The 26,239-nt window shown below is 35.5% G+C and carries 16 protein-coding genes and 1 tRNA gene; 7 read left to right on the top strand and 10 right to left on the bottom strand.

Annotation, left to right across the window (positions count from 1 at the left end; translation table 11 throughout):
* Window positions 1-68 precede the first annotated feature (68 nt).
* A complete protein-coding gene (locus tag ABID39_RS03000) occupies window positions 69-1,379 on the bottom strand; it encodes a homoserine dehydrogenase (protein WP_354185903.1) in 1,311 nt (436 codons plus the stop codon).
* 1,570 nt (window positions 1,380-2,949) lie between these two features.
* Here ABID39_RS03000 and ABID39_RS03005 point away from each other — a divergent pair.
* A tRNA-Glu gene (locus ABID39_RS03005) sits at window positions 2,950-3,024 on the top strand.
* Between the two features lie 123 nt (window positions 3,025-3,147).
* Here the strand turns inward: ABID39_RS03005 and ABID39_RS03010 are convergent.
* The gene (locus ABID39_RS03010) at window positions 3,148-3,396 is read right to left on the bottom strand and encodes a hypothetical protein (protein ID WP_354185905.1); all 249 of its coding nucleotides are present in this window, start codon (window positions 3,394-3,396) and stop codon (window positions 3,148-3,150) included.
* 1,027 nt (window positions 3,397-4,423) lie between these two features.
* Here ABID39_RS03010 and ABID39_RS03015 point away from each other — a divergent pair.
* Window positions 4,424-5,638 carry an NADP-dependent isocitrate dehydrogenase gene (locus tag ABID39_RS03015; RefSeq protein ID WP_354185907.1) on the top strand — a complete coding sequence of 405 codons (1,215 nt, stop codon included), beginning with the start codon at window positions 4,424-4,426 and terminating at the stop codon, window positions 5,636-5,638.
* 114 nt (window positions 5,639-5,752) lie between these two features.
* Complete coding sequence (locus tag ABID39_RS03020) at window positions 5,753-7,183, top strand: MFS transporter (protein ID WP_354185909.1); 1,431 nt, start codon at window positions 5,753-5,755, stop codon at window positions 7,181-7,183.
* 40 nt (window positions 7,184-7,223) lie between these two features.
* On the opposite strand, the gene ABID39_RS03025 is transcribed toward ABID39_RS03020, so the two are convergent.
* The 7 genes from ABID39_RS03025 to ssb form a co-directional block, all read right to left on the bottom strand.
* Window positions 7,224-8,432 (bottom strand): MFS transporter, encoded by a 1,209-nt coding sequence (locus ABID39_RS03025; protein ID WP_354185911.1) that lies wholly within the window; start codon window positions 8,430-8,432, stop codon window positions 7,224-7,226.
* 818 nt (window positions 8,433-9,250) lie between these two features.
* Window positions 9,251-10,369, bottom strand: coding sequence for a tRNA guanosine(34) transglycosylase Tgt (tgt, locus tag ABID39_RS03030; protein WP_354185913.1), 1,119 nt, complete (start codon window positions 10,367-10,369; stop codon window positions 9,251-9,253).
* A 1,579-nt stretch (window positions 10,370-11,948) separates the two neighbouring features.
* Complete coding sequence (locus tag ABID39_RS03035; RefSeq protein ID WP_354185915.1) at window positions 11,949-12,461, bottom strand: peptidylprolyl isomerase; 513 nt, start codon at window positions 12,459-12,461, stop codon at window positions 11,949-11,951.
* A gap of 17 nt (window positions 12,462-12,478) precedes the next feature.
* Window positions 12,479-13,072, bottom strand: coding sequence for a peptidylprolyl isomerase (locus ABID39_RS03040; protein WP_354185917.1), 594 nt, complete (start codon window positions 13,070-13,072; stop codon window positions 12,479-12,481).
* A complete protein-coding gene (gene coaD, locus ABID39_RS03045; RefSeq protein ID WP_354185919.1) occupies window positions 13,062-13,589 on the bottom strand; it encodes a pantetheine-phosphate adenylyltransferase in 528 nt (175 codons plus the stop codon). The genes ABID39_RS03040 and coaD overlap by 11 nt, the downstream gene beginning before the upstream one ends.
* A 4-nt stretch (window positions 13,590-13,593) precedes the next feature.
* Complete coding sequence (gyrA, locus tag ABID39_RS03050; protein WP_354185921.1) at window positions 13,594-16,392, bottom strand: DNA gyrase subunit A; 2,799 nt, start codon at window positions 16,390-16,392, stop codon at window positions 13,594-13,596.
* A 231-nt stretch (window positions 16,393-16,623) separates the two neighbouring features.
* Entirely contained in the window at window positions 16,624-17,136 is a 513-nt protein-coding gene (gene ssb / locus ABID39_RS03055) for a single-stranded DNA-binding protein (protein ID WP_354185923.1), read from the bottom strand.
* Window positions 17,137-17,473: 337 nt separating this feature from the next.
* Between ssb and uvrA the strand changes: the two genes are divergently transcribed.
* The 4 genes from uvrA (at window position 17,474) to ABID39_RS03075 (ending at window position 23,633) form a co-directional block, all read left to right on the top strand.
* Window positions 17,474-20,389 carry an excinuclease ABC subunit UvrA gene (gene uvrA / locus ABID39_RS03060; protein WP_354185925.1) on the top strand — a complete coding sequence of 972 codons (2,916 nt, stop codon included), beginning with the start codon at window positions 17,474-17,476 and terminating at the stop codon, window positions 20,387-20,389.
* Window positions 20,390-21,125: 736 nt separating this feature from the next.
* Entirely contained in the window at window positions 21,126-21,464 is a 339-nt protein-coding gene (locus ABID39_RS03065) for a P-II family nitrogen regulator (RefSeq protein ID WP_354185927.1), read from the top strand.
* 59 nt (window positions 21,465-21,523) lie between these two features.
* On the top strand, window positions 21,524-22,933 hold the full coding sequence (gene glnA / locus ABID39_RS03070; RefSeq protein WP_354185929.1) for a type I glutamate--ammonia ligase: 1,410 nt from the start codon (window positions 21,524-21,526) through the stop codon (window positions 22,931-22,933).
* A 154-nt stretch (window positions 22,934-23,087) separates the two neighbouring features.
* Window positions 23,088-23,633: a hypothetical protein gene (locus ABID39_RS03075; protein ID WP_354185931.1), complete on the top strand. Its 546-nt coding sequence runs from the start codon at window positions 23,088-23,090 to the stop codon at window positions 23,631-23,633.
* Window positions 23,634-23,673: 40 nt separating this feature from the next.
* On the opposite strand, the gene ABID39_RS03080 is transcribed toward ABID39_RS03075, so the two are convergent.
* Window positions 23,674-24,456, bottom strand: a complete 783-nt coding sequence (locus tag ABID39_RS03080) for an ATP12 family chaperone protein (protein ID WP_354185933.1) — start codon at window positions 24,454-24,456, stop codon at window positions 23,674-23,676.
* Window positions 24,457-26,239: the final 1,783 nt, after the last annotated feature.

The following is a 26,239-nucleotide window of genomic DNA, read 5'->3' on the forward strand; positions in this document are numbered from 1 at the left end:
GATGAAAACTTTCCACAAGAGAAAATACTCAAGCTTCTTTATGTCCTATTATAAACAAATTATTAATTCTATGTCATACGTTCAATACGAATAAATTGAGATTTTGCAACAAGATGCCTATCTTTTTCAATTTCAGCAAGTGCTTGCCGTACATTTGCTTCTGTTGTTTCATGTGTTATCAAAATGATTGTTTTTACAGCCTGACTTTCTACAAAAGGTCTTTGAACAATCGACTCTAATGAAATATGATGATCAGCCATATGTCTTGCAACTGTTGCAAAAACACCAGCGCGATCATGAACATTTAAACGAATAAAATAACCACCTGCATGATGAGAAATACGTGCTTTTTTATGAGGAGAAAGCTCCAATGCTGGGCTTCCAAAAACAGGTGCATACTGAAAACTGGAAGGTGCTTTTGCTATGTCCACTAAATCACCAATAACCGCTGATGCTGTTGCCGTTCCTCCAGCACCAGGACCAGAAAACAGTAATTCACCTAATAAATCACTTTGAATAGAAAGTGCATTCGTTACTCCGTGGATCTGTGCAATCATTGATGAGGTTGGTACCATCGTTGGATGAACACGTTGTTCGATTCCAGAATCAGTTTTTAATGCAACCCCTAAAAGCTTAATCCGATAACCCAATTCATCAGCCGCTCTGATATCAATCTGTGAGATATTGCTAATTCCTTCAACATAGACGTCATCTAACGAAGTTTCTGTTCCAAATGCCAAACTTGTCAATAAAGCCAATTTATGAGCGGTATCATTTCCATCAATGTCAAAAGTTGGATCAGTTTCTGCATAACCAAGCTTTTGTGCATCGGCCAAACAGTCTTTAAATGAAAGACCTTCAGTAAACATACGTGTTAATATATAGTTACAGGTTCCATTTAGAATGCCGTAAATTTTCGATATATAATTACTGGAGAGAGATTCTCTCATTGCTTTAACAACAGGAATTCCTCCAGCAACAGCAGCTTCAAAATTGAGAAAAACACCTTTTTTCTCCGCACTAATAGCAAGGGTTACTCCATGTCGAGCAAGAAGTGCCTTATTGGCAGTAACAACATGATGCCCTACTTCAAGAGCCTTCTCAACAGCTTTATGCACGACATCTAGTTCGCCACCAATTAATTCAACAAAAACGTCGATTTCCCCAGCAGCAGCCATCTCCACAGGTGTATCAAACCACTTTACATCGCTTAAATCAATGCCACGATTACGAACCTTATCACGCGCACTCACAGCAACAATTTCAATCGATCGTCCACATTGGCAAGCCAAGTAATCGGCTTTTTCACGCAAAATCCGAACAACTGAAGTACCAACGGTACCTAGCCCCGCAATACCAACTTTCAAAGCTTCTGCCATTATCTAATTGCTTACCTTTATTGAAATAATGTGCCACATGCTGCGCAAGTCAACACAAACAATGCTTATTACAATAGTACAATTTATAAAGAAGCCCCTCACTCTATTCAACTCAATTCCTCCCCTAATAAAGCCATGAACACTTATTCAATAAAATTTATAAAGAATACGAATATTCATATTTTCAAAAGTTAAGAATCTTAAGAGTCGTGAAAAACAACACATTTACAGATGATAAAAATCCTTCATGAACAATGCCCCCCCTTAAAACTGCGCACCTTTTATACATCTTGCAAAAAATAGCAACATAAAAAACATTATTTTTACAAGCACGGGGAATATTGGCCTTCATAAACAATGCAATATATCATAAGCTTAGCAGGTTTTTCCCCATATAAAAAATACAACTCATTCACTTCCAATAGAGAAACCTATCCTTATCACGAGGTTGAAAAATGCTTTATACATAAATTCAACTCTTCATAGACACTCCCAATAGAAAATTTTAGAATTTACCGATACAAATTATCATAAGAAATAACATAAAAGGATACTTTTACTTACCCAAAACAAAAATTTACCTCATAAAAGAAATCTTGATCAATAAAACAAGAAGAATAAAAACTCTAAAGAGTACTGAATAACCATCTAAAGACATGACGAAGCATACATAAAATAATGGATTAAATTCAACAATTATTGAATAAACAACAAAACAAATGACATTCCTTCATATGATGAAGAAAAAGAAAGGACATAATTAAGTATAACACAATATAATACCACATATTTTACGACTATCTTATAAATTAAATCATAGTATAAATATTTAATTCATAATAATATAAATATATTATAAGTAAATATTATTTATATAAAGAAATACTCTTATATATAAATTAATAATTTATATATAAAAAATTCTAAAATAATATTTAAAACAATTATAAAAATGATGGTATTTATTTTTAAATTTTTATTCATCTATGAAGAGAATACAATAAAAATAATGCTTAATTCCTATTATTATTATATTTTAAATTAGCGTTTTTGCATTTATTGATATATATTTTCTCGTTATTTTATGAAATAAATCTACTTCCTATAAGAGATCATTTTCTCATGATTCGTATCATTTATGAACTTATCAACAAAAATTTACCTTTATATCGCAAAGAACTGTTCTGTAGCAGCTCATAATTTTAGAAAAGAACCTTTTACTCTCTTTCGTACAATATCCCTGAGTAAGTAAAACATTGTGCACTCTCCTACAATAATAAGTAAAATGATATAAAAAAACATAATATTAAAATGCTGTTTTAGTCATTCCTTCCTATTATTTAAATAATATCGCTGAAATTATGATGATGTTCATCATCAAAACTTTCTATCATCCATAACAACTATTCTCTCTCATTTTCTTGCATACAACTGTAGAAAATAAAATAATCTCAACAAAAATGAGAAAACATATTCAAAAATAATTCGATAAAATGCGTTTTTTTCAAAAAAATGAACGAGAGGGCTTGCGAAGTAAAAAGATCCTCTCTATAAGCCTCATCATTGGTTCGCGCCCATCGTCTAGCGGTTAGGACGCCGCCCTTTCACGGCGGAAACAGGGGTTCGATTCCCCTTGGGCGTACCATACTTCTTTTTATTGTGCGTAATATGTTGATTTTATTAATCTTTTTTCAGGGTGCGGGATAGTAAAATAAAGATGTGGGAATAGGATTTTCAAACTTTCTTTTCCAAAATGTATTCTTTTTTATTAATTTTCTCTGGTTTTTAATTCTCCTAACTCCTGTTGTGAGAGACACTTTAAGTTTACAGCAAACATACCAACAATTTCATAACTCAATGGATCAGAAGATTTTATGGTGAAATTCTTGCAGAAAGCATCAGCTTTCCTTCTTAAATTAACTGCTATCTCTTGATCTAAATCGTATAACTCTATGATCTTTTCTTCCATTCCAACGGGCAGAGATCTTTTACCAGTCTTAACAGAAGAGAAAAACACTATAATATATCTATTTAGTCATATCTAATAGATACCCATAATGTCTAATAAATGCGCAGAATGATCAATGCAAAGTTTGTATCAAATTTCATCAAAAGGTATAAGCATCTGAACAAATCCTTTTAGAAAGACAAATATTCATTGTGATTCTAGAAAAATTTTTTGATTTTTCTCTATAATTGTCACAAATAAGAACCTCTTTGTGAAGTGTTTCTTGCTATACTAGATGCGCTATAGATTTTCACTTTTAAAAAATCAAAACTTTGAAAGCTTTTCGTACCTCTTCACATTCATTAAGTCCCAATATAAACTTGTATTCATCTCTTATTTTAGAAAATCTTTGTTATTTTTACAAAATCATCTGCATCAAGATTGCTGGTATAACAACATTCTCTTTAAGGGAATATCGTGACATCCTATAAGCTGTTTTGAACAGAAAAAAGCGCAACAATATGTTTCTACAAAATTATAAGTGGTATTAATCAAAGAAGCTGCTGCTTAATACACTTTATCCTTGCTACAAATTTTTAGGATGTCCTAAAAGATTAACAAAAAATCTGTTCATAGAGCATTATGTTTTATGATAGATCTTTATCATATTGGATCTTTTTCTAAACAAATAAGCCACAATTTTGAAGCTGAAATGTCAATAGAAGGATTTGTCGTCTTATTCATCGATAGCTTTGTGCAACACAAAATCTCAAAAAACATAACTGTTAATAAAAATAATATCAACTTATCAATCAGTTAAATAAAATATTTAAAAAAATAAATAAACTCAATACTCTTTATAAATATTTACCCCTTAATTGAGAGAAGCTTTTTCTTAAATATACAATAATTATGCCTTGGAAAAATATCAGCTTCTTTTAATGAACCGATTTCTCAATAAAATTTTATAGTCTGTAATGATAGATCCCATTAAGCATTCCATTTGTATGAACCTCTATCATTCTTGTTTTTGCTTTTCATCATAAGTCTGAAAGTGTTATAAAATGATATCACTCAAAATAAAAAAGGACTTCCAATGGCAAAGATCAAAGTAGAAAGCCCCGTTGTTGAAATCGATGGGGATGAAATGACCCGTATTATCTGGAAATATATCAAAGACAAACTGATTTATCCCTATCTCGACATTGATATTAAATATTACGATCTTTCCGTCGAAAATCGAGATGCAACGAATGATCAAGTAACTATCGATTCAGCTCATGCTATCAAAAAATATGGGGTCGGCATAAAATGTGCAACCATCACCCCTGATGAATCACGTGTTAAAGAATTTAATCTAAAAAAAATGTGGAAATCGCCCAATGGAACAATTCGCAATATTTTAGGAGGCGTTATTTTTCGTGAACCTATTATCTGCAAAAATGTTCCACGCCTTGTTCCTAACTGGACAAAACCAATTATTATCGGACGTCATGCTTTTGGTGATCAATATAAAGCAACCGATTTTACATTTCCTGGAAAAGGAAAATTAAGTATCAAATTTGTTGGCGATGATAATCAAGTTATAGAACATGATGTTTTTGACGCTCCAAGCGCAGGGATTGCTATGGCTATGTATAATCTTGATGAATCGATTCGCGATTTTGCACGGGCATCTTTTAATTATGGGTTACAACGAAATCTTCCTGTCTATCTTTCAACAAAAAATACTATTTTAAAAGCTTACGATGGTCGTTTTAAAGACATCTTTCAAGAAATATTTGATACAGAATTTAAAGCTGAATTTGAAAGTCGTCAATTACATTATGAACATCGTCTCATCGATGACATGGTTGCCTCTGCACTTAAATGGTCAGGTGGATACGTTTGGGCATGTAAAAACTATGATGGTGATGTCCAGTCTGATATCGTTGCTCAAGGATTTGGTTCCCTTGGTCTTATGACTTCTGTTCTTATGACACCAGACGGTAAAATTGTTGAGGCAGAAGCCGCTCATGGGACAGTAACGCGCCATTACCGTCAACATCAAAAAAATGAAGAAACATCAACAAATTCCATTGCATCTATTTTTGCATGGACACGTGGACTCGCGCACCGTGCTAAACTCGATAACAATGAAGCATTAAAGAACTTTGCCACAACATTGGAAGAAGTTAGTATTAAAACCGTTGAATCCGGTTTTATGACAAAAGATCTCGCTCTTTTAATTGGACCTCAACAAAAATGGCTTTCTACAACAGGTTTTCTCGATAAAATTAATGAAAATCTCAAAAAAGCAATGGACAATTAAAGTATAATTTAATTTTCAAAGCTCTGTAAAAAAGAGCTTTGAATCTTTTCTTGGCAAATTCAAATAATTGCCTTATAAATAGAAAAGGCTGAATTTTATTAAAAAGCAAAAATAGTGACAAAAGAAAGCTGGTCTGCGCTTTTATTGGGCAAAAGTGGTATTCTCTTTTTAACGTTTACAGGCGGTGTCATGTTGCACGCAACAAACGTTTATATTGTTGTTACTATTTTACCCTCTCTTATAAATGATATTGGCAGTGAACTGTATTATTCTTGGGTAGCGACTGTTTTTATTACAGCATCTCTCCTTGGTACTTCACTTGCAACAAAAATATTAACGAAAATAGGGCCTCGTAAAGCTTATGTTATCTCTGGATTGGTCTTTACCATTGGCACTTTCATATGCAGCCTTTCCTCCACTATGCCATTATTTTTAATAGGACGCTTCATTCAAGGATTTGGAAGCGGTTCTTTGCTATCCCTCTCCTATTCCATGGTACGTATTGTTTTCACACCATCTGTATGGTCACATGCATTGAGTATTATCTCAGGAATGTGGGGAATATCAACCTTATTAGGCCCAGCTATTGGTGGTATTTCTGTACAATATGGTGTATGGAGAGCATCTTTTTGGATCATTGGTTCATTTGCAATAATCTTCTCACTCATAGCTCTAAAAGTTTTACCAAAAGAAAATAAAAACTATGTTCCAGCCTCCCCATTTCCTCTCCCTCAGCTTTTTACACTTGTCTTGATGATTTTTATCATTTCCTATGGAGGAGATATGGATGCTACGATTGCAAAAATTTGTGGACTGATTATTGGACTCAGTCTTCTCCTTGTTCTAGCAAAAATTGAATCATCTACGCTTCATCCCATGCTACCGCGCAACTCTTTTTCCTTCTCTTCTGAGCTTTTTCCTGTTTACACATTGATTCTTATTATGACTATCGTAGTGTATAGTATAGAGCTTTATTTTCCACTTTTTCTGCAAAAACTGCATGGACAATCTCCATTCATTGCTGGCTATATGGCAGCACTCATGAGCCTTGGTTGGACATGTGGTGCCCTATCAAGTGCTGGTGTATCCGCAAAAAAAATTCGCAGAATCATTATATATTCCCCCATATTAAATCTACTAGGCATAAGCATTCTTCTGTGGCTTATTCCGACCGAAGTTTCCGCACCTAGATATATTCTTATTATTTGTTTATCCTTATTTACTATCGGTATGAGCGCTGGCATAGCATGGCCGCATTTATTAACACGGATCTTACAATGTGCAAAAGATGAAGACGCTCTACGTGCCAGTGAATCTCTTACCTCTGTACAACTTTTTTCAGCTGCATTAAGTGCAATACTCGCAGGGATAATTACCAATCTTTCTGGTCTCTTTAACCCTGGAGGAATAGTAGGAATGATTTTAGCTGCAAAAACCCTTCTTGTAGCACTCATCAGTCTCTTATTTTGTCTTGGTATTCCATTTGCTCTTCGTATTTCTTACAATATATATAAAAACCCAACAGACAATGAAACAACGAAATAAACAAAAATATTTCCTCTCTCAATAAGATAAAGAAAGATTATTAATCGCGCTTTTCCCCATACCATGAAAAGCAAAAAATCAAGACGCCACATAAAGCTAAAACACCTCCTAAAAGAGAAGTATATTCATAACTGTAACCTAATTTTAAAATCCACGCTCCAGATTCTGCTCCAAGGGCATTAGCAATATTAAACGCGGACTGCATTAACGCTCCTGCTAAAATCTGTCCGTGAAGAGCAACATCCATAATTTTTGTTTGTATAGAAGGCATCGCTGCAAAAGAAGTCCCCACAAGGAAACATCCTAATGCTGCTGTTAATGGAGTGTAGGATAAAAAGAAAAAAAGAAAAAAAACAAATGCACTCCAAAGCATAGCAAAAAATATCACCGGCGAAGTACCAAATTTAACTGCCAATTTAGGTCCCCCAATATTACCCACGATCATTCCTAGCCCAACCAACGGCATAATAAAGGGTACAAAATCAAGTGAAACACCAGAAATATGCATTAATGTTGATTTAATATAAGTAAAAACAGAAAATAATCCTGACGCGCCAACAGAAACCATCACGAAGAGGAGCCAGACTTGCTTTTTTTTTAATACCCCTAATTCGCGCAGAGGACTTGTTATTAAAGTATTTGAAACAGAAGGTAAGAACTTCCAAATGAGCAAACAACACAATAAAGCGATAATCCCTACAAGAATAAAAGCACTTTGCCAACCAATAAGCTGACCAATCCAAGTTGCGCTTGGTGCCCCCAAAACCGTTGCAATTGTTAGACCAAGCATAACACAACCAACAGCTTTGGAACGTTCATTCATTTCCACCATTGAAGCTGCCACCAGAGTTGCAAGACCAAAATAGATACCATGTGGAAGACCACTAATAAACCGCAATATCACTAATATGCCAAAATCAGAAAAAAAGGCGCTCGCAATATTCGCCAGTGCATAAAAAAACATCAACCCTATCAAAACAGCCTTACGCGACAACTTAGCCGTCCCAACTGCTAAAAGAGGTGCTCCAATCACAACACCCAATGCATAAGCAGAAATGTATTGACCCGCTGTAGGAATATCAACATAAGAACTCTGTGCCATCTCCGGCTGCAATCCCATTGCAACAAATTCAGCGGTTCCAATAGCAAAACTTCCCACAGCAAAAGCTAAAATTGTCAAACGCCGTGTTTTAGAATTAATCTCTGATACAAAAAAATTTTCTCTATGTGAATTTTTCATTATTATCATTTCTATAGAGCAAAACTTTAATCGCGAATACTATAATATGCATAAATGAACGTATAATCTTCTTATATCTCCACCTAAGACTTTCCAACGAAAACATCTATATAATGAAATCAGAATCTTCAACTTCCTAAAAAACATAATAGTTCATTGGAAATGATATAATAATCATGAGATGTTTTATCCTTAAATAGATAATTATAAAGAAAACCTTTTAACTACATAGAATCTACAATATTCTGTAACTTAAATAGAACATCAACTATACATACCTCGTTGTCAGAACAACATAAATCCAGCACATTTAAATACTCACCATTTTCATTTTCTAAACCTCCAATGCGGACCTAATCAATTTCAGAACATTCATAGAGGCCCTTTATACCATCATTAAACTCTAAAAACTTTTTAACTCAACAATGAAACACCTTGATAATTCCATACACGAATGAGTCATATCAATAACTTTTGTTGAAACTTCATTATTTAACCCGATAAAAAACACAAAACATCTTATAAAAATGCAATTTTCATACTTCCTTAAGGATTCGCTAACCCCTCATTAACATTGTTAGTCTAAACAGTCATTAGAAACAGAAACAAACTGTTTTTCTCCGGATCAGGTAGCGCGTACCGGAGTAATAGTTTCTGTAAATGTTATTAATTGTAGAAAGCCTAACGCCATAAAACTGCGGATTCATCTTGTAGAGTAGTGCGATTTTATGTTTCTTGAGAAGTAGGTTTATCTTTAGATAAAAACTTCTGATACAAATAAATTAAGCAACATAAAAAGGGTTTCTGTGTCTTATGGTATTCCTACGTTAGCGTCCTTGTGTCCATAAAGCATGCGTTTCTGCACAAAAATCAGCATAACACCCTTCTTCAATAGCGTCACGAATTCCTTGCATAAGCTGTTGATAATAAAAAAGATTATTCCAAGTTAACAACATACCACCAAGAGATTCGCCAGATTTGATCAAATGATGCAAATAAGCACAACTATAATCAGATGCAGCAGGACAAAGTGACTGTGGATCAAGAGGATTTGGATCCTCTGCATAACGTGCATTACGCAAATTAATTCTTCCAAAGCGCGTAAAAGCTAAACCATGACGCCCCGCACGGGTTGGCATAACACAGTCAAACATATCAATACCGCGAGCAACACTTTTCAAAATATCATCAGGTGTTCCGACCCCCATAAGATAACGTGGCTTGTCCTCTGGCAAAATTGGACAAGTAGCCTCCAACACAGCTATCATTGTATTCTGCGGTTCACCAACAGCAAGTCCTCCAATAGCATAGCCTTTCAAATCCATCTCTTTTAACGCTTTGGCGGAATATTCACGTAATTTCATATTATCACCACCCTGAACAATCCCAAACATTGCTTTGCCTGGTTGATTACCAAAAGCTGTCTTACAACGTTGTGCCCATCGTAATGAGAGTTCCATAGCTGCTTCCATTTCTTTTTCACTTGCAGGTAATGCTATACATTGATCCAACTGCATTTGGATATCAGCATTAAGAAGCTCTTGAATTTCAATAGAACGCTCTGGACTCATTTCATAATACGCGCCATTAACATAAGAACGAAAAAGAACACCTTGCTCTGTAATTTTACGGATTCCCGCAAGCGACATAACCTGAAATCCACCAGAATCTGTTAAAATAGGTCCAAACCAGCGTGAAAATTCATGTAAGCCCCCTAAACGTGCGACACGCTCCGCTCCTGGACGCAACATTAAATGATAAGTATTGCCTAAAATGATATCCGCTCCAAGAGCACGTATCTGATCCATATACATAGCTTTAACGGTTCCTGCCGTCCCAACTGGCATAAATGCAGGTGTACGAATACACCCACGACCCGTTATAATTTCGCCACGACGCGCATAACCATCTTGGGCGATTTTCCTATAATGAAATGTTTTTATCATCACTCTTGTCTTTTCGCTTCCATAAACTCATCTTGCAGTAAAAAGAATAGCTCCCTCTTGCTCGATTCATTACAAAATTTATGGATTGTTTTTCGACTCACTCAATATTGTCACTAGCATAAAAAAATTAAATGAGAGAAATAAAGTTTTGTTACAAAGCAATAACCACAGGCAAAATGATAATCTCACTTCATAAAAAAACATTGAACGTATCTGATGACTTCTCAAGATATCTGTGCTTACTCACCAAATTTCAAACAATTGTAAAACTGCTTTTCAGTAATAACTTTTCTGGCACATTTTCTTTCCCAATAAAAAATTTATATTGATTAGAAAAAATCTCTCAACATTAAAGTTGAGCCTAAAGCATATTCTATCTAGGAAATAAAAAGCCGCCATCAGCAGCATATTTACCAACTCCTGATATTATTTACCAATAGCGCTTGCATTGAGAGGGTTCATAAGAAGCATATTTACGTCTTTCTCAAGCAATCTTTTTCATACGCCCCCTCACTTATAAAATATAGGAAAATGATTTTGATTGACGCATTATAAAAAAGAAGAGAAAAAATTATACGATATTTAAAGCTTTTATGAAACATATGAAATATGAAACATCGTTATAAATCAGTATGTTACTATTTAATAGATAAAGTTTTATATCTAAATATGGAATGGTAACAGCCCAAATCCATTCAGTAACTCTTAGTAAGATACAAACCAATAGTAGTCAGATTTATCATTTGATTTACAAGCAAAAAATGCATATTTCTGCTTTCACATCTAAACTACTATGATTCAATACGAGAGAAAAACATATACAAAAAGACACCTCATAACGAACTTCAATAGAATATCTTAATAACTATACTCCAACTATTTTATATCATTAAAATTGAGCTTTCCGTCATTAAAAATCTTCAAAAAAGCATAGATATGAAAATACCCTCTCATCTTTCTTTCAAGAAAGATGATAACTTTTAACCGCATTGTTCTCCTTGTGAAGGACATTGTAAAATCTGAACGAAATAATAGATGCAAAGTGCAATTCATTCCTCACCAAATAGAAAAATAATTGTCTTGTAAAGTACTTGCTACAGCTGAATAGCTTAAAGATAAAGAAAAATAATCCTCTCATTCAAACGAACAAATTACAATGCACACAATGCAAATGTTACGCTTGATAATTTTTTCAAATCATACTGATATAAAATAGGAAACTAAATTTCAGTAAAATACAAAATATCTATAAAAAGCGATGAATCTTATAATTTTTCGCATTGTTAGACGAGCTGATCATATAAAATTGCAAATAAATAGTCTTTCGTAAATAGCAACCTTGAAACACATGCTTTCTATTTTATTGATAAATGTTTCATTTGCCAATAATGTGCAAATAACATGTTATAAGAGCCTATTATTCCCGAAGGCGACAAATCCTAAAGTAAAACTAGTATATAGCAGCCAACCCCTTTTATAAATTAAAGCCGCAATAATCGATTGTCATCACATTCAAGATAACAACTAAATGGAAAAATCACCACTTGGTGATCTTAAAGTTATAATGAATACAATGATACTATTCTGTATCAGCAGCAATTGTAGCTTTAATGATAATATCAGGATCTATAACAGGCTCACCACGTTTAATTTGATCGACATTTTCCATTCCATCAATAACCCGCCCCCATACAGAATATTGACGATCAAGCCAAGGAGCATCCGCAAAACAAATAAAAAATTGTGAATTAGCAGAATGTGGATCCTGATTACGTGCCATAGAAACTGTACCACGCTGATGAGGAAGATTTGAAAACTCTGAGGCCAAATTAGGTTTTTTTGAACCACCCATCCCCACACGTGATAAATTAAATTCTTCACTGTCCTTTTTTCCAAATTGCACATCGCCAGTTTGAGCCATAAAACCCTCAATAACACGATGAAAAACAACATTATCATAAGCACCTTCACACACGAGCTCTTTAATACGTGCAACGTGACTAGGCGCTAAATCAGCCAAAAGTGCAATAACAACTCTACCTTTTGTTGTTTCAAGAATTAAGGTATTCTCTAAATCTTTCATCTCACTCATGCAACAACTCCTTTGTTTTATCTATCAACTTGCAAAGTGGCAGCATTAATAACATCAGGATTTGTTACAGATCCATTATTATTTGTTGTGCCTTTTTTAATTTTATCAACAACATCCATTCCTTTTATAACCTCTCCAACAACGGTATATTGACCATTTAAAAAAGCAGCATCATCAAAACAAATGAAGAATTGTGAATTAGCGGAATCTATATCTTGTGAACGTGCCATCCCAACGGTACCACGCTTGAATGGCTGCTTTGAAAACTCCGCCGGGATATTAAGATAATGAGAACCACCCGTACCAACGCGTTTAAGATTAAAATCTGCACTGTCCTTTTTTCCAAACTTCACATCACCAGTCTGAGCCATAAAACCTGGAATAACACGGTGAAATACAACATTGTTATAAGCACCTTCTTTTGTTAGCTTCTTGATTTGCGCAACATGTTTTGGTGCTAAATCAGGACGGAGACGAATAACCACTTCACCATTTTTGAGAGATAGAACAAGAATATCAGAAACATCAACACTATGAGAATCATGAGCGACAGCATTAAATGATAAGAAACAAAAAATACATATCAAAACAGAAAAAATTCTAAAATACATTATCATTCTCCATCATTCTCTTGAATGATTGAAATTTTAAACGCAAAGCTCTAGCAATATTTTCAGGGACAAAAGGTGTTACATCACCTCCCATAGAAGCGATTTGTTTTACCAATGTAGAAGTTATCGCACGCCCAGAAATACTCGCTGGCAAAAAAACAGTTTGCAATTCAGGAGCCATAATGCCACTCATTCCAGCCATTTGCATTTCATAATCAAGGTCGGTGCCATCACGTAACCCACGAATAAAAAATGAAGCACCAATCTCACGCGCTTTATCGATCAAAAGAGTGTCAAATGAAATAACTTGTAACCGATCAGGACCTACGTTTAACAGCTCTCTTCCCACCTGAGTAATTAAATCAATACGCTCTTCAAAACTAAAAAGTGGTTCTTTCTGAGCTTGCATACCTATAGCCACAATCACCTTATCGGCCAGAATGAAACTGCCTTTTAAAACATCAAGATGACCATTCGTAAAAGGATCGAAGGAACCTGCATAAAGAGCAATTTTCATTATTTTACTCTGCCCCTTTGAATGACTCTTCTTCACTCACACTAATCGTCTTAGAATTCTTTTCAGATTCACTCTCTAATTGGGTATCATCATCTTCAGCTTCAGAAATACGCTCAACCGATACGACTTTTTCACCTTCTGCCGTATTAAAAATTGTCACCCCCTTTGTTGAACGACCAGCTATACGAATCCCATCGACAGGCACACGAATAAGCTGTCCCCCATCTGACACCAACATAATTTGATCTTGTGCTTTCACTGGGAAAACTGCTACTAATTTACCAATTTCAGCTGTTTTAGAAAGATCTGTTGCACGAATCCCTTTCCCACCACGTCCTGAAATCCGAAATTCATATGAGGAAGATCGTTTTCCATAACCAAACTCACTCACTGTTAAAAGCATCTGTTCGCGTGCATGAAGTTCTGCATAACGCTCTTCTGTCAACTCCGTTTCAACGCCTTCATCCTCTTCATAAAGAGTCACAACATCTTCAGCATCTCCACCAGTGGCACGACGTTCATTAATCATACGTTTGACGTAAGCAGCGCGTTCAACCGATGTTGCTTCAACATGCTCTAACAGCGTCATAGAAATGACTTTATCACCATCAGCCAAATTAATACCACGGACCCCCACTGAATTACGCCCTACAAAAACACGAACTTCAACAACTGGAAAACGAATACATTGTCCATTAGCCGTTGTCAGCACAACATCATCATGTTCTGTACAAGTTTCGACAGAAAGAATTTCATCTCCTTCTTCATCAAGTTTCATGGCAATTTTGCCACCACGATTAACCTGAACAAAATCTGATAATTTATTACGTCGCACAGTACCACGCGTTGTCGCGAACATAACATCTAATGCACTCCAACTTTCCTCATTTTCTGGTAAAGGCATAATAGTTGTTATACGTTCACCTTGTTGTAAGGGAAGAAGATTAATTAAAGCGCGCCCACGTGATTGAGGCGTACCAAGTGGCAAACGCCAAACTTTTTCCTTATAAACAAGACCACGCGAAGAAAAGAAAAGAACTGGTGTATGCGTATTAACCACAAATAATTGTGTTACAAAATCCTCATCCTTGGTAGACATACCAGAACGCCCCTTACCACCGCGACGTTGCGCACGATATGTGTTGAGAGGCACACGCTTAATATATCCACTATGACTAACCGTCACCACCATATCTTCCGGCGCAATCAGATCTTCACTATCCATCTCAGCGCTACCAAAACCAAAAATAGTGCGCCGAGGAGTTGCAAATTCCTCCCGAAGAGCTTTTAGCTCATCCTTAACTATACTCATGATTCGTAAACGCGAAGACAGGATATGAAGATAATCGGTAATATCTATTCCAATTTTATTCAATTCATCAGCAATTTCATCACGCCCAAGCGCCGTCAATCTTTGCAAGCGCAGCTCTAGAATAGCACGCGCCTGCTCTTCAGATAAGTTATAAGTATTATCCTCATGAATAATATGACGAGGATCATCAATAAGCTTAATCAAAGAGGCTACATCAGCGGCTGGCCAGCGTCTCTCCATTAATTGTGTGCGTGCTGTTTGCGGATCAGGTGCTTTGCGAATGAGTGCTATAATTTCATCAATATTGGCAACAGCAAGTGCTAAACCAACCAAAACATGAGCACGCTCACGTGCTTTGCGCAAAAGATATTTTGTTCGCCGGCTGACTACTTCTTCTCGGAAAGAAACAAATGCACGCAACATATCAAGCAACGTCATCTGTTCAGGTTTTCCTCCGTTTAACGCAACCATATTACAACCAAAGGAAGTTTGCAGTGGCGTATAACGATATAATTGGTTCAAAACAACTTCTGCAACGACATCTTTCTTCAGTTCAATAACTACGCGATATCCATCACGATCGGATTCATCACGCAAATCAGAAATTCCCTCAATACGTTTATCACGCACCAATTCGGCCATTTTCTCAATCATTGTTGCTTTATTAACTTGGTAAGGTATTTCACTCACAATGATCGCCTGCCGACCATTGCGAATTTCTTCAATATCCACCTTAGCACGCATAATAATGGAACCACGCCCCGTTTCATACGCCGAACGGACACCAGAACGACCAAGGATAATGCCACCTGTAGGAAAATCCGGACCAGGAATGATTTCAATGATCTTATCAAGCGTTATATCTGGATCATCAATCAAAGCGATACAACCATCAACCACCTCACCAAGATTATGAGGAGGAATATTTGTTGCCATTCCTACGGCTATACCGCCAGATCCATTGACCAAAAGATTAGGGAAACGTGCTGGTAAAACAACCGGTTCACGTTCACGTCCATCATAATTATCCTGAAAATCAACCGTCTCTTTATCAATATCAGCTAAAAGCTCTTCTGACACTTTTTCTAAACGGCATTCTGTATAGCGCATCGCTGCAGGAGGATCGCCATCAACAGAACCAAAGTTTCCCTGACCGTCAATCAGTGGATTTCTTAAAGAGAAATCCTGTGCCATACGCACTAAAGCATCATAAATTGAAGAATCACCATGGGGATGGAATTTCCCCATAACCTCACCCACAACACCCGCAGATTTACGATACGGCTTATTAAAAGAAAGCCCCATTTCATTCATAGCATGAAGAATACGCCTATGAACAGGTTTAAACCCATCACGTACATCCGGAAGTGCACGCGAAATAATCACACTCATCGCATAATCAAGATAAGAGCGTTGCATTTCATCAATAATACTGATTGGCTCAATACCGGTCAGCACATCACGTTCTGGGTGTGGAGTAAGATCGGTCACAGTTTTAATACTTTCAAATTTAATACTTTCAAAAAAAGAATCACTTTAATTCTTTGTATAGCGAAAAATACATCAAAATGCCAATTTCTCTCCTGCAATAGAGAAGAAATTTAACAATAACTTTCAATATGTTATTTATTTATGTTAAAAATCTCAGACAAAATCAACGAGAGCTACTTTGCTGAACTTCAAAAAATGAAAACAAATAACGATACCAAATCTTAAAGATTATTAAAAAGGGACATCATCATCTAATTTATGTGAAAAATCCCCTCTCGATTGATGATTGTTTTGACTGAAAGCCCCCCTCTGATCTGAGCTACTGTCACCAAAACTGCCGCTTTCATAACTTCCATTTGACTGATTTATACCTTGCTCCCCACCAGAGGCTACACGTCCATCAAGCATTTGTAATTCTCCACGGTATTTTTGCAAAACCACTTCCGTTGTATAACGGTCATTGCCATTTTGATCTTGCCATTTTCGTGTCTGTAACTGACCTTCAATATAAATTTTGCTGCCTTTTTTCAGATATTGTTCTGCAACTTTGATAAGATTTTCGTTAAAAATAACAATACTATGCCACTCAGTTCGTTCTTTTCGTTCATTTGTATTACGATCACGCCAACTCTCTGAAGTAGCAATCCGTAAATTTGCCACTTGATCACCAGAATTCAAACGGCGGATTTCAGGATCTGCACCGAGATTACCAATCAAAATAACTTTATTAAGGCTACCAGCCATCGCATAAACTCCAAAGTTTTAATTTACAAACAATCTTTGTTGTATAGTGGTCTTATCATCTTGACCGTATTATTCACATATCTACAATTGATCTATAATATGGATTTTGTTACCTTCTCTAAATACCGTATCGTGTAGTTATAGCAAAAGATGACAAAAACGCATAGTTTATTCCACCATTAGGGAATAAAAAGCTGTTCTTTATATTTTTCTTTTCACAGAACTTGCATTCTTCACCCATCTTTATCCTTATTATATTAAATACATTGTAATTCTAAAAAACAGCTTTATTGTATTCTGGATGCTCTATTTTTGCTACATATGCTAAGGATAAAATATGGCTCTTCAAAAATACATTTCCATTCGCGGTGCACGTGAACATAACCTTAAAAATATTGACCTCGATCTTCCTCGTGACAAACTAATCGTTATCACGGGACTTTCTGGATCAGGTAAATCATCGTTGGCTTTTGATACAATTTATGCCGAGGGTCAACGCCGTTATGTTGAAAGCCTTTCTGCTTACGCACGCCAATTTCTGGAAGTGATGCAAAAACCAGATGTTGATAGAATAGACGGTCTTTCTCCAGCTATTTCCATTGAACAAAAAACAACCAACCGTAACCCTCGTTCAACAGTAGGTACCGTTACTGAAATCTACGACTATATGCGCCTTCTCTTTGCGCGCATTGGCGTTCCTCATTCCCCTGCTACAGGGCTTCCCATTGAAAGTCAAACGGTAAGCCAAATGGTTGATCAAATTATGACTTTACCAAAAGGTACTCGGATTTTTATTATGGCTCCTCTCGTCCGAGGAAGAAAGGGAGAATATAAAAAAGAGTTAGCCGAGCTTTTAAAAAAAGGATTTCAACGCGTTAAAGTAGATGGAGAATTCTATGAAATCCCTGATATTCCTCCTCTTGATAAAAAATATAAGCATGATATAGATGTGGTCGTAGACCGCATTATTGTACAAAGTGATATCATCTCTCGCTTAACAGACAGTATAGAAACCTGTTTACAATTAGCAAATGGTCTAGCAGTTGCTGAAATGGCAGACAAACCTTTAGATAAAAGAGACACCTCAAAGGAATCTGCTTATAAATCAAAAAATGAAACACACAAACGGCTGATTTTTTCAGAAAAATTTTCCTGCCCTATATCAGGGTTTTCTATCCCTGAAATTGAACCGCGTCTTTTTTCATTTAACAATCCTTTTGGCGCTTGTCCCGCCTGCGGTGGGATTGGTACAAAAATGACTATAGATCCAATCAAAATTGTACCAAATAAAAATCTTACTCTAAAGGATGGAGCAATTGCACCTTGGTCTAAATCATCTTCACTCTATTACAACCAAACTTTAGAAGCATTGGGAAAAGTTTATGGATTTAAACTTACAGACAAATGGTGCGTACTTTCAGATGAAGCACAACACGCTATTCTTTATGGAACAAAAAGAAAAGAAATCTCCTTTATTTACAAAAATGATTCAAGCTCGCATAAAACGACTCAAAGCTTTGAAGGAATCATCCCTAATATGGAACGGCGATGGAAAGAAACTGTTTCGGCATGGTCACGCGAAGAAATTGAGCGCTATATGTCCTCTTCATCCTGTCCAGCTTGTCATGGCTACCGTCTAAAACCAGAAGCTCTCGCTGTCAAAATCCAAGGGATGCATATTGGACAAATATCAGAATTTTCTATCTTAAAAGCAAACGATTGGTTTGCCAATATTCACAAAAATCTCACTGAAAAACAACGTAACATCGCGATACGTATTTTAAAAGAAATTCGTGAACGCTTAGCTTTTTTAAGCCACGTGGGACTTGAATATCTTACCTTATCTCGAAATTCAGGAACCCTTTCAGGAGGAGAAAGTCAACGTATTCGGTTAGCTTCACAAATTGGCTCTAGTCTTACAGGTGTTCTTTATATTTTAGATGAACCCTCCATTGGTTTACACCAACGTGATAATGAACGTCTTCTGAAAATGTTGCACCATCTGCGTGACCTTGGCAATACAGTTATTGTTGTTGAACATGATGAGGATGCCATTTTGAGTGCAGATCATGTGGTTGATATGGGCCCAGCCGCAGGCGTTCATGGCGGAGAAATTATCGCGCAAGGTACACCGCAAGATATCATAGAAAATCCATCCTCTCTTACAGGCAAATATCTTTCAGGAAAAATGGCTGTGATAGTGCCTACTCAAAGACGAAAAATATCAAAATCAAAAATGCTTAAAATCATCGGAGCCCGAGGAAACAACCTCAAAAATATCAGTGCTGACATCCCTCTTGGAACCTTCACCTGTATAACCGGCGTCTCAGGTGGAGGAAAATCAACATTCCTCATCGAAACTCTATTCAAAGCAGCTTCATACCATATCATGGGAACAGATCAAAGCCCTGCAAATTATGATAAAATTGAAGGATTAGAATTTCTCGATAAGGTCATTGATATAAATCAATCACCTATTGGACGCACCCCACGTTCTAATCCTGCAACCTACACTGGTGCTTTTACCTCAATCCGTGATTTATTTGCCGAACTTCCAGAATCAAAGGCACGCGGTTATCAAGCAGGACGTTTTTCATTTAATGTTAAAGGAGGGCGCTGCGAAGCATGTCAAGGTGATGGAATCATCAAAATTGAAATGCATTTTTTACCTGATGTTTACGTGACTTGCGATATCTGCCAAGGAAAACGCTATAATCGAGAAACGCTAGAAGTAAAATTTAAAGGTCGATCCATTGCCGATATTTTGGATATGACAATCGAAAAGGCTGAAGATTTTTTTCAAGCTGTTCCTGCCATTCATAATAAAATAAAGACTCTCATTAAAGTTGGTCTCGGCTATATCAAAGTAGGACAACAAGCCACAACGCTTTCTGGTGGTGAAGCCCAACGTGTAAAACTTGCCAAAGAACTTTCACGAAAAACTACGGGTCGTACACTTTACATTTTGGATGAGCCAACAACAGGTTTGCATTTCCATGATATTTCTAAACTTCTTGAAGTCCTGCATGAACTTGTTGAACAAGGCAATACAATCGTAGTCATTGAACATAACCTCGAAGTTATAAAGACAGCAGACTGGATTATCGATTTAGGACCAGAAGGTGGAGATCGTGGTGGTGAAATCGTTGCAGTTGGACGTCCTGAAGATATTATCCATGTTCCCTCTTCTTATACAGGAAAATTTTTAAAAGAAATTCTCCTGCGTCGTCCTATATATCATTCTAACCCTTAAAGCAGATCCTGTTTTCAGTAAGAATAGCCCATATATCTCCATCAATCTGATCTTTTGAAGATAACACAAGGATGTATGCAAACGATTGAACGACTGTCGGATAAATAAACGCAAAGCTAGGTGTATTATGGCAGTGGTTTTGCGAAGTATCTGATAAAAACCAAAACCTTTCTCCAATTCATTGTTGCTATGTTTTATAGTAGTAATATGTTTTATGCATTGTTTTCCTAATAAGCCTTTGCTTTTGCTATCACCTGAAAATCAGTATCTCATACCACCACGACAGCATATTTGAAATACAGATTAAAGCAATTCAGTGCTTTCTCTACTGTTGAAACTTTTTCATGCCAGATAGAAGCAAGAATTACCTATATCTATTTAAGTAATTTCTAAAAAGAGGAGATAACTCAATTTTGGAAGGACATAAAATCCTTAAAAAAACAGCCCTCATATTTACCATCGCATTTTAATTCAGCTTTTATAAAATACAATGTGGTATGATCAAAAAACGAAATGTCTCTTCATTGAATCATTTTTATTCTTTACCAATCTTATAAACTTTCTTCTCTCTAATAATGCCCTTCACTTTACACCATAAAAGAACCTTTTCTCGAAAAATATCGAATGATATTGTTTTTGACTTTTTGTGTACAAACTATCTGTTGGACATCTCATAGTTGCCAATATAATGTGATGCGGTCTAAAAAGACAAAATGACGTTGGAGATAATTTCAGCATGAAAAAAATAGAAGCCATCATAAAACCTTTCAAACTTGATGAAGTGAAAGAAGCACTTCAAAAAATTGGTTTACATGGTATTACAGTAACAGAAGCGAAAGGTTTTGGTCATCAAAAAGACCATACAGAACTTTATCGTGGTACTAAATATGTTGTTGATTTTCTGCCTAAAGTAAAGATTGAAATTGTTGTTGCCGATGAAAAGCTGGATCAGGCTGTCAACACAATACGTAAAGCTGCTCAGACAAAACACATCGGAGATGGAAAAATATTTGTTTTTTCTATTGATGATGCCATTCGTATCGGCCCTGATGAATCTGGGATAGATGTCCTTTAACAAATAATGATAATTTTTTACCTTTTTATCCACCTCAATCCCACATAAGGAAATTGAATATGACAACCGCATCAGATATTATCAAACAGATTACAGACAACGAAATTCGTTTTGTTGACTTGCGTTTTTCTGATCTGCGAGGAAAACTGCATCACGTTACAATGGATATCGTAGAAATCAGCGAAGATACATTTAGTGATGGCGTTATGTTCGATGGTTCTTCAATTTCCGGATGGAAAGCAATTAATGAATCTGACATGGTTTTAATGCCAGACCCAGAAACAGCACATATTGATCCTTTTTTTGCTCAATCAACTTTAGTCATATTTTGTGATGTACTCGATCCTGTTTCTGGAGAATTTTATCGAAGAGATCCACGTTCTATCGCCAAGAGAGCTGAAGTTTATATGAAATCTTTAGGAATTGGAGATACAATCAATATAGGTCCTGAAGCAGAATTTTTTATCTTTGATGATGTGCGCTATAAAACTGATCCTTACAATACAGGATTTAAACTTGATTCAAGTGAACTTCCCTCCAATGATGATACCGAATATGAAACAGGCAATCTTGGCCATCGCCCACGAATGAAAGGAGGTTACCTTCCTGTTCCTCCTATCGACTCCTGTCAAGATATGCGCTCTGAAATGCTCACGGCACTTAAAGATATGGGGGTTCGCGTCGAAAAGCATCATCATGAAGTGGCTGCAGGACAACATGAACTGGGGATTCGCTTTGATACGCTCGTTCGCGAAGCAGACAAAATGCAAATTTTTAAATATGTTGTGCATCAAATTGCAAACAGTTACGGGAAAACAGCAACTTTCATGCCAAAACCAATTTTTGGTGATAATGGCTCAGGCATGCATGTTCATATGTCCATTTGGAAAGATGGCAAACCAGTCTTTGCAGGAAATGAATATGCTGGATTATCAGAAACCTGCTTATTTTTTATCGGTGGTATTATTAAGCACGCAAAAGCAATCAATGCTTTTACCAATCCCTCCACAAACTCTTATAAGCGTTTAGTCCCTGGTTATGAAGCTCCTGTTCTTCTTGCGTATTCTGCACGCAATCGTTCTGCATCTTGCCGTATTCCAATGAGCTCTTCACCCAATTCAAAACGTGTAGAAGTACGTTTTCCAGATCCTACAGCAAACCCTTATTTAGCATTTGCAGCACTCTTAATGGCTGGTCTTGATGGTATCAAAAATAAAATTCATCCTGGACATGCTATGGATAAAGATCTTTACGATCTTCCTTTAAAAGAGATCAAAGAGATTCCTACTGTTTCAGGAAGTTTGCGTGAAGCACTTGAAGCTCTTGATAAAGATCGTAGTTTTCTTAAAGCGGGTGACGTTTTTGATGATGATCAAATTAATTCCTTCATCCAAATAAAAATGCAAGAAGTCTTACGTTATGAAACAACACCTCATCCTGTTGAATTTGATATGTACTATTCTGTTTAGAAATAATAGGCTATTCTTTACGCTCTAAATGGAGGTTATAATCTCCATTTTTGTGAATATTCCCCCTATCAAAGAGCTCAAATAGCTTTTTGACAATGTACTTTTCCTTTATAATCTCAGGTGAATCTACTTAAATCAATTAACAAGGTCTCTAATGCCGCGAATTTGTTTTCTCTTCTCTATTCTCTTATGCATGACCCTCAGTATACCAACAATTCAAGCTTATACAATTACAGACCCAAAACTTATAGATCTTGAAAAAGCAATTTTTTCTTACAGCAAAGCAATCCAAGATTCCGATGCAAATGTCATCTTAGATGCAATTCCTCCCCAAATCATCGACAGTTTAACTGCAAAAAAAAAATTTAGTAAATCACAATTTCAACAGATTATGAAAAACCAAATAAAGCGGCTGGGGGAAAATTATAAAATTGAAAGTGTCCGCATCGACCAAGCACAAAGACGTGAAGGAAAACTTGATAACGGTATCCCTTATTTTGTTATACCTGTAGAATTTGTAGCCATAACAAATGCTGGAAAAAAATGCTCTATTCAAACAGAGGTTGTTGCCCTTTTTGATAATAACAAGTGGTATTTTATCCCCAGTAATGACGAAACAATCTTAAACATCACCAATGAAGCATTTCCTGGACTTGAAAAAATAAAAATCAATCCTCAGAAAATTACAAAAATACTATGATTAAGAAAAAGAGCGGAGGAAAATAAAAGAAAATTTATCCTTAAAAACAGGTTGTAATGACTGCAACTGCCGCATCAAATTCAGCTTTCTTATGTACACGACGTACCATTGATTCTTCATCAAATCCCCATTGTTCTATCATCCAATTTTCATCTAAATGAGCAATATCCCAAGCATAATCTGCATCAATTTTTCTTGCAGCAACAGCAAGAGCAATGAGAGCTGATCCTGTTAAGGTTGTCATTGTATGAAGTGCAGCAAGCATATAGGGAGACTCAAATTTACGTAAATAATTACTGACTGCTTGAACAGATTCCCGTGATTGTTCAACATGCATAATCCCTTCTACCAAATGAAAACGTGCACCAAATTTTTCTTCTACCCAATCTAGTAAAGGATCCCATTTCTCACACTGTCGCTGTACCAGCTCTTTTGGTGTTTGAGCACGATAAAAAATCATATCGCATGCAACAAAACGCAATAAATCTTCAAAAACAGCTTGCATATCATCAGCTACGCCATCAATAACAGTGTTAACAAGGCGCGTAATCGGCATTTTTGCTGGATCAATAACTTCTTTCTGATTCTCAAATTCATGTGCAACTAATGTAGCAAACACTTCTGTTGGCACAAAAAAGTGACGCCTTGCCGGTGTTTTAACTGAAACCCCATCCAATAATATAGAAAAACCACCTTCTTCACACACAGTTTTCACTTCTCTATAAAATCGTTTAGCGTGTAGCTGACATGAAGGCTTCCGCGTCTTCTGAACAGAACATTTTTTGTTCAATGGTATAGAAAAATGATCCAAAATTTCACGCATATTATTCTACCTCTGATATTTTCAATCAATCTACTGTTTTTTAATTCTATACTTCTCAATAAGTTTTGAGATAAAAAATGATCACGTTCTTCTGTAAGAAGTGCCAGCTTTTCCATGGCAGTTTGAAGCGAGTATATTACATCTGTTTGAGAAATTCTCAAAACGAGTAAAGAAACTCATTTAGAAAAAATATAAAGATAAAACAAGCTTCCATCTTTACCATCACTTTGTAGATCTTTACTATCGCACTGTATATAACGTCATCAGTATCTTTATAATATTTTAAATTTTATAATATTTTAAATATAGTAAACCTGTTTCAGTTTCTGTTTTTGCTCATCTAAAAACTGATTACTTTAAAAATTACAATATATCATACCATGATCAAAAAAACTTATGCAAAGCTGATCTTATTGCGCCTTTTGAAGCTCTATCTCCAAAACAAATCGATCGGCTCTTAAAATTAAACCATGAAACAAAACTGGAAATTTTAAAAACCACTCTTCATATTATTAGAAAAATTATGACAATTGATATTAAAGATACCGATTAAAATTTGTACAACTGCATATTTTCTTGAAAATGTATTTTTAGAGAGTATTAAAAGCAGTGCACAATGAAATATTGATAACTATGATCTCTATACCTCTATTATATATGCTTCTATCAATGATAATAAGAAAAGCCAGAATATATATGTCGACAACCTTTTAGATTAACTGCCTTTTTCAAGATGTCCCACCTCGCCTTCTTCCCGATTATTGTAATAATTATTTCTTTAAACTATTTTCTTCAGAAAAAATCAGAACATAAAACAGCTGCCACTTCTTTTCTGCATTTGTTGCAAAAATGAAAAATAATCACTCATTTTTGTGTGTTCATGATAAAAATATTTTTAGAACCTTTTTGATATTGCTTCATACGAATTTTCTCTACATTTATATAAAAATTAGAGCGATCTCATTATATCAAGCATCTGTCTATCAATAAAAGGGGGTTAAAAAAAACATACTAACTTATTCTAAAACCAGAGAATTAACCAAAGCCAATAAGCAATATGGAAGCAACTGTGGAAAATACATTTTTATGAATCTGAATGAAGCTTTATGAAGTACCAACAATGATGGTAATCACAGAACATGATCAGAACCATTCTATAATGATTTTTCAGACTCTTGATAGCATAGAAAATGCAGTGAAAATTACTTGTATAGGCCATTGAATAAAATATCTGTAAAGATATTTCGCAAGCATAAAACAAGAAAAATAGTATTTTTAATTCGGAAAATATCAGACATCTTTTCATGAAAACAAAGGATGCTTATGATATTTTTCCATAACAACAATATGAAGATACAGTATGGAGCATCTAACCACCTCATTTTTATGACATGATTACAAAACATTCAATCCATACAAGCTATAATTTATACATTGAATAAGAGTTACGAGAACAACTTTTAAATAGTATTTGCACTGATTTGCAGCTAAATAATTAAACGTGGTGCTGAAGAGAATTATACTTATCTGCTTGTAAATTACTCATCCCAAATAGCAATCACTATACAAGTACTTAAAAAAGAGATTTCTCGTCAAAATATTTAAGAAAGAAAGTATTCATAATATAAAAAAAGACTTTTCTCACTATCCTATTTTGTCAATCAATTGCAAAGATACATCGATTAACGTTATTCATCAAACCATTAAAAAACAAAAAATGTCCTATAATAAGGATTTACATGTCTTATACCACTGGACTAAATAATGATCTTTTACAGCTTGA

The sequence above is a fragment of the Bartonella japonica genome, assembly GCF_040545385.1.
GTDB lineage: Bacteria > Pseudomonadota > Alphaproteobacteria > Rhizobiales > Rhizobiaceae > Bartonella > Bartonella japonica.

Coding starts and splice junctions, on each gene's coding strand:
- ABID39_RS03000 (WP_354185903.1), bottom strand. CDS start 1,379: ATGGCAGAAGCTTTGAAAGTTGGTATTGCGGGGCTAGGTACCGTTGGT.
- ABID39_RS03015 (WP_354185907.1), top strand. CDS start 4,424: ATGGCAAAGATCAAAGTAGAAAGCCCCGTTGTTGAAATCGATGGGGAT.
- ABID39_RS03025 (WP_354185911.1), bottom strand. CDS start 8,432: ATGATAATAATGAAAAATTCACATAGAGAAAATTTTTTTGTATCAGAG.
- tgt (WP_354185913.1), bottom strand. CDS start 10,369: ATGATAAAAACATTTCATTATAGGAAAATCGCCCAAGATGGTTATGCG.
- ABID39_RS03035 (WP_354185915.1), bottom strand. CDS start 12,461: ATGAGTGAGATGAAAGATTTAGAGAATACCTTAATTCTTGAAACAACA.
- ABID39_RS03040 (WP_354185917.1), bottom strand. CDS start 13,072: ATGTATTTTAGAATTTTTTCTGTTTTGATATGTATTTTTTGTTTCTTA.
- coaD (WP_354185919.1), bottom strand. CDS start 13,589: ATGAAAATTGCTCTTTATGCAGGTTCCTTCGATCCTTTTACGAATGGT.
- ssb (WP_354185923.1), bottom strand. CDS start 17,136: ATGGCTGGTAGCCTTAATAAAGTTATTTTGATTGGTAATCTCGGTGCA.
- uvrA (WP_354185925.1), top strand. CDS start 17,474: ATGGCTCTTCAAAAATACATTTCCATTCGCGGTGCACGTGAACATAAC.
- ABID39_RS03065 (WP_354185927.1), top strand. CDS start 21,126: ATGAAAAAAATAGAAGCCATCATAAAACCTTTCAAACTTGATGAAGTG.
- glnA (WP_354185929.1), top strand. CDS start 21,524: ATGACAACCGCATCAGATATTATCAAACAGATTACAGACAACGAAATT.
- ABID39_RS03075 (WP_354185931.1), top strand. CDS start 23,088: ATGCCGCGAATTTGTTTTCTCTTCTCTATTCTCTTATGCATGACCCTC.
- ABID39_RS03080 (WP_354185933.1), bottom strand. CDS start 24,456: ATGCGTGAAATTTTGGATCATTTTTCTATACCATTGAACAAAAAATGT.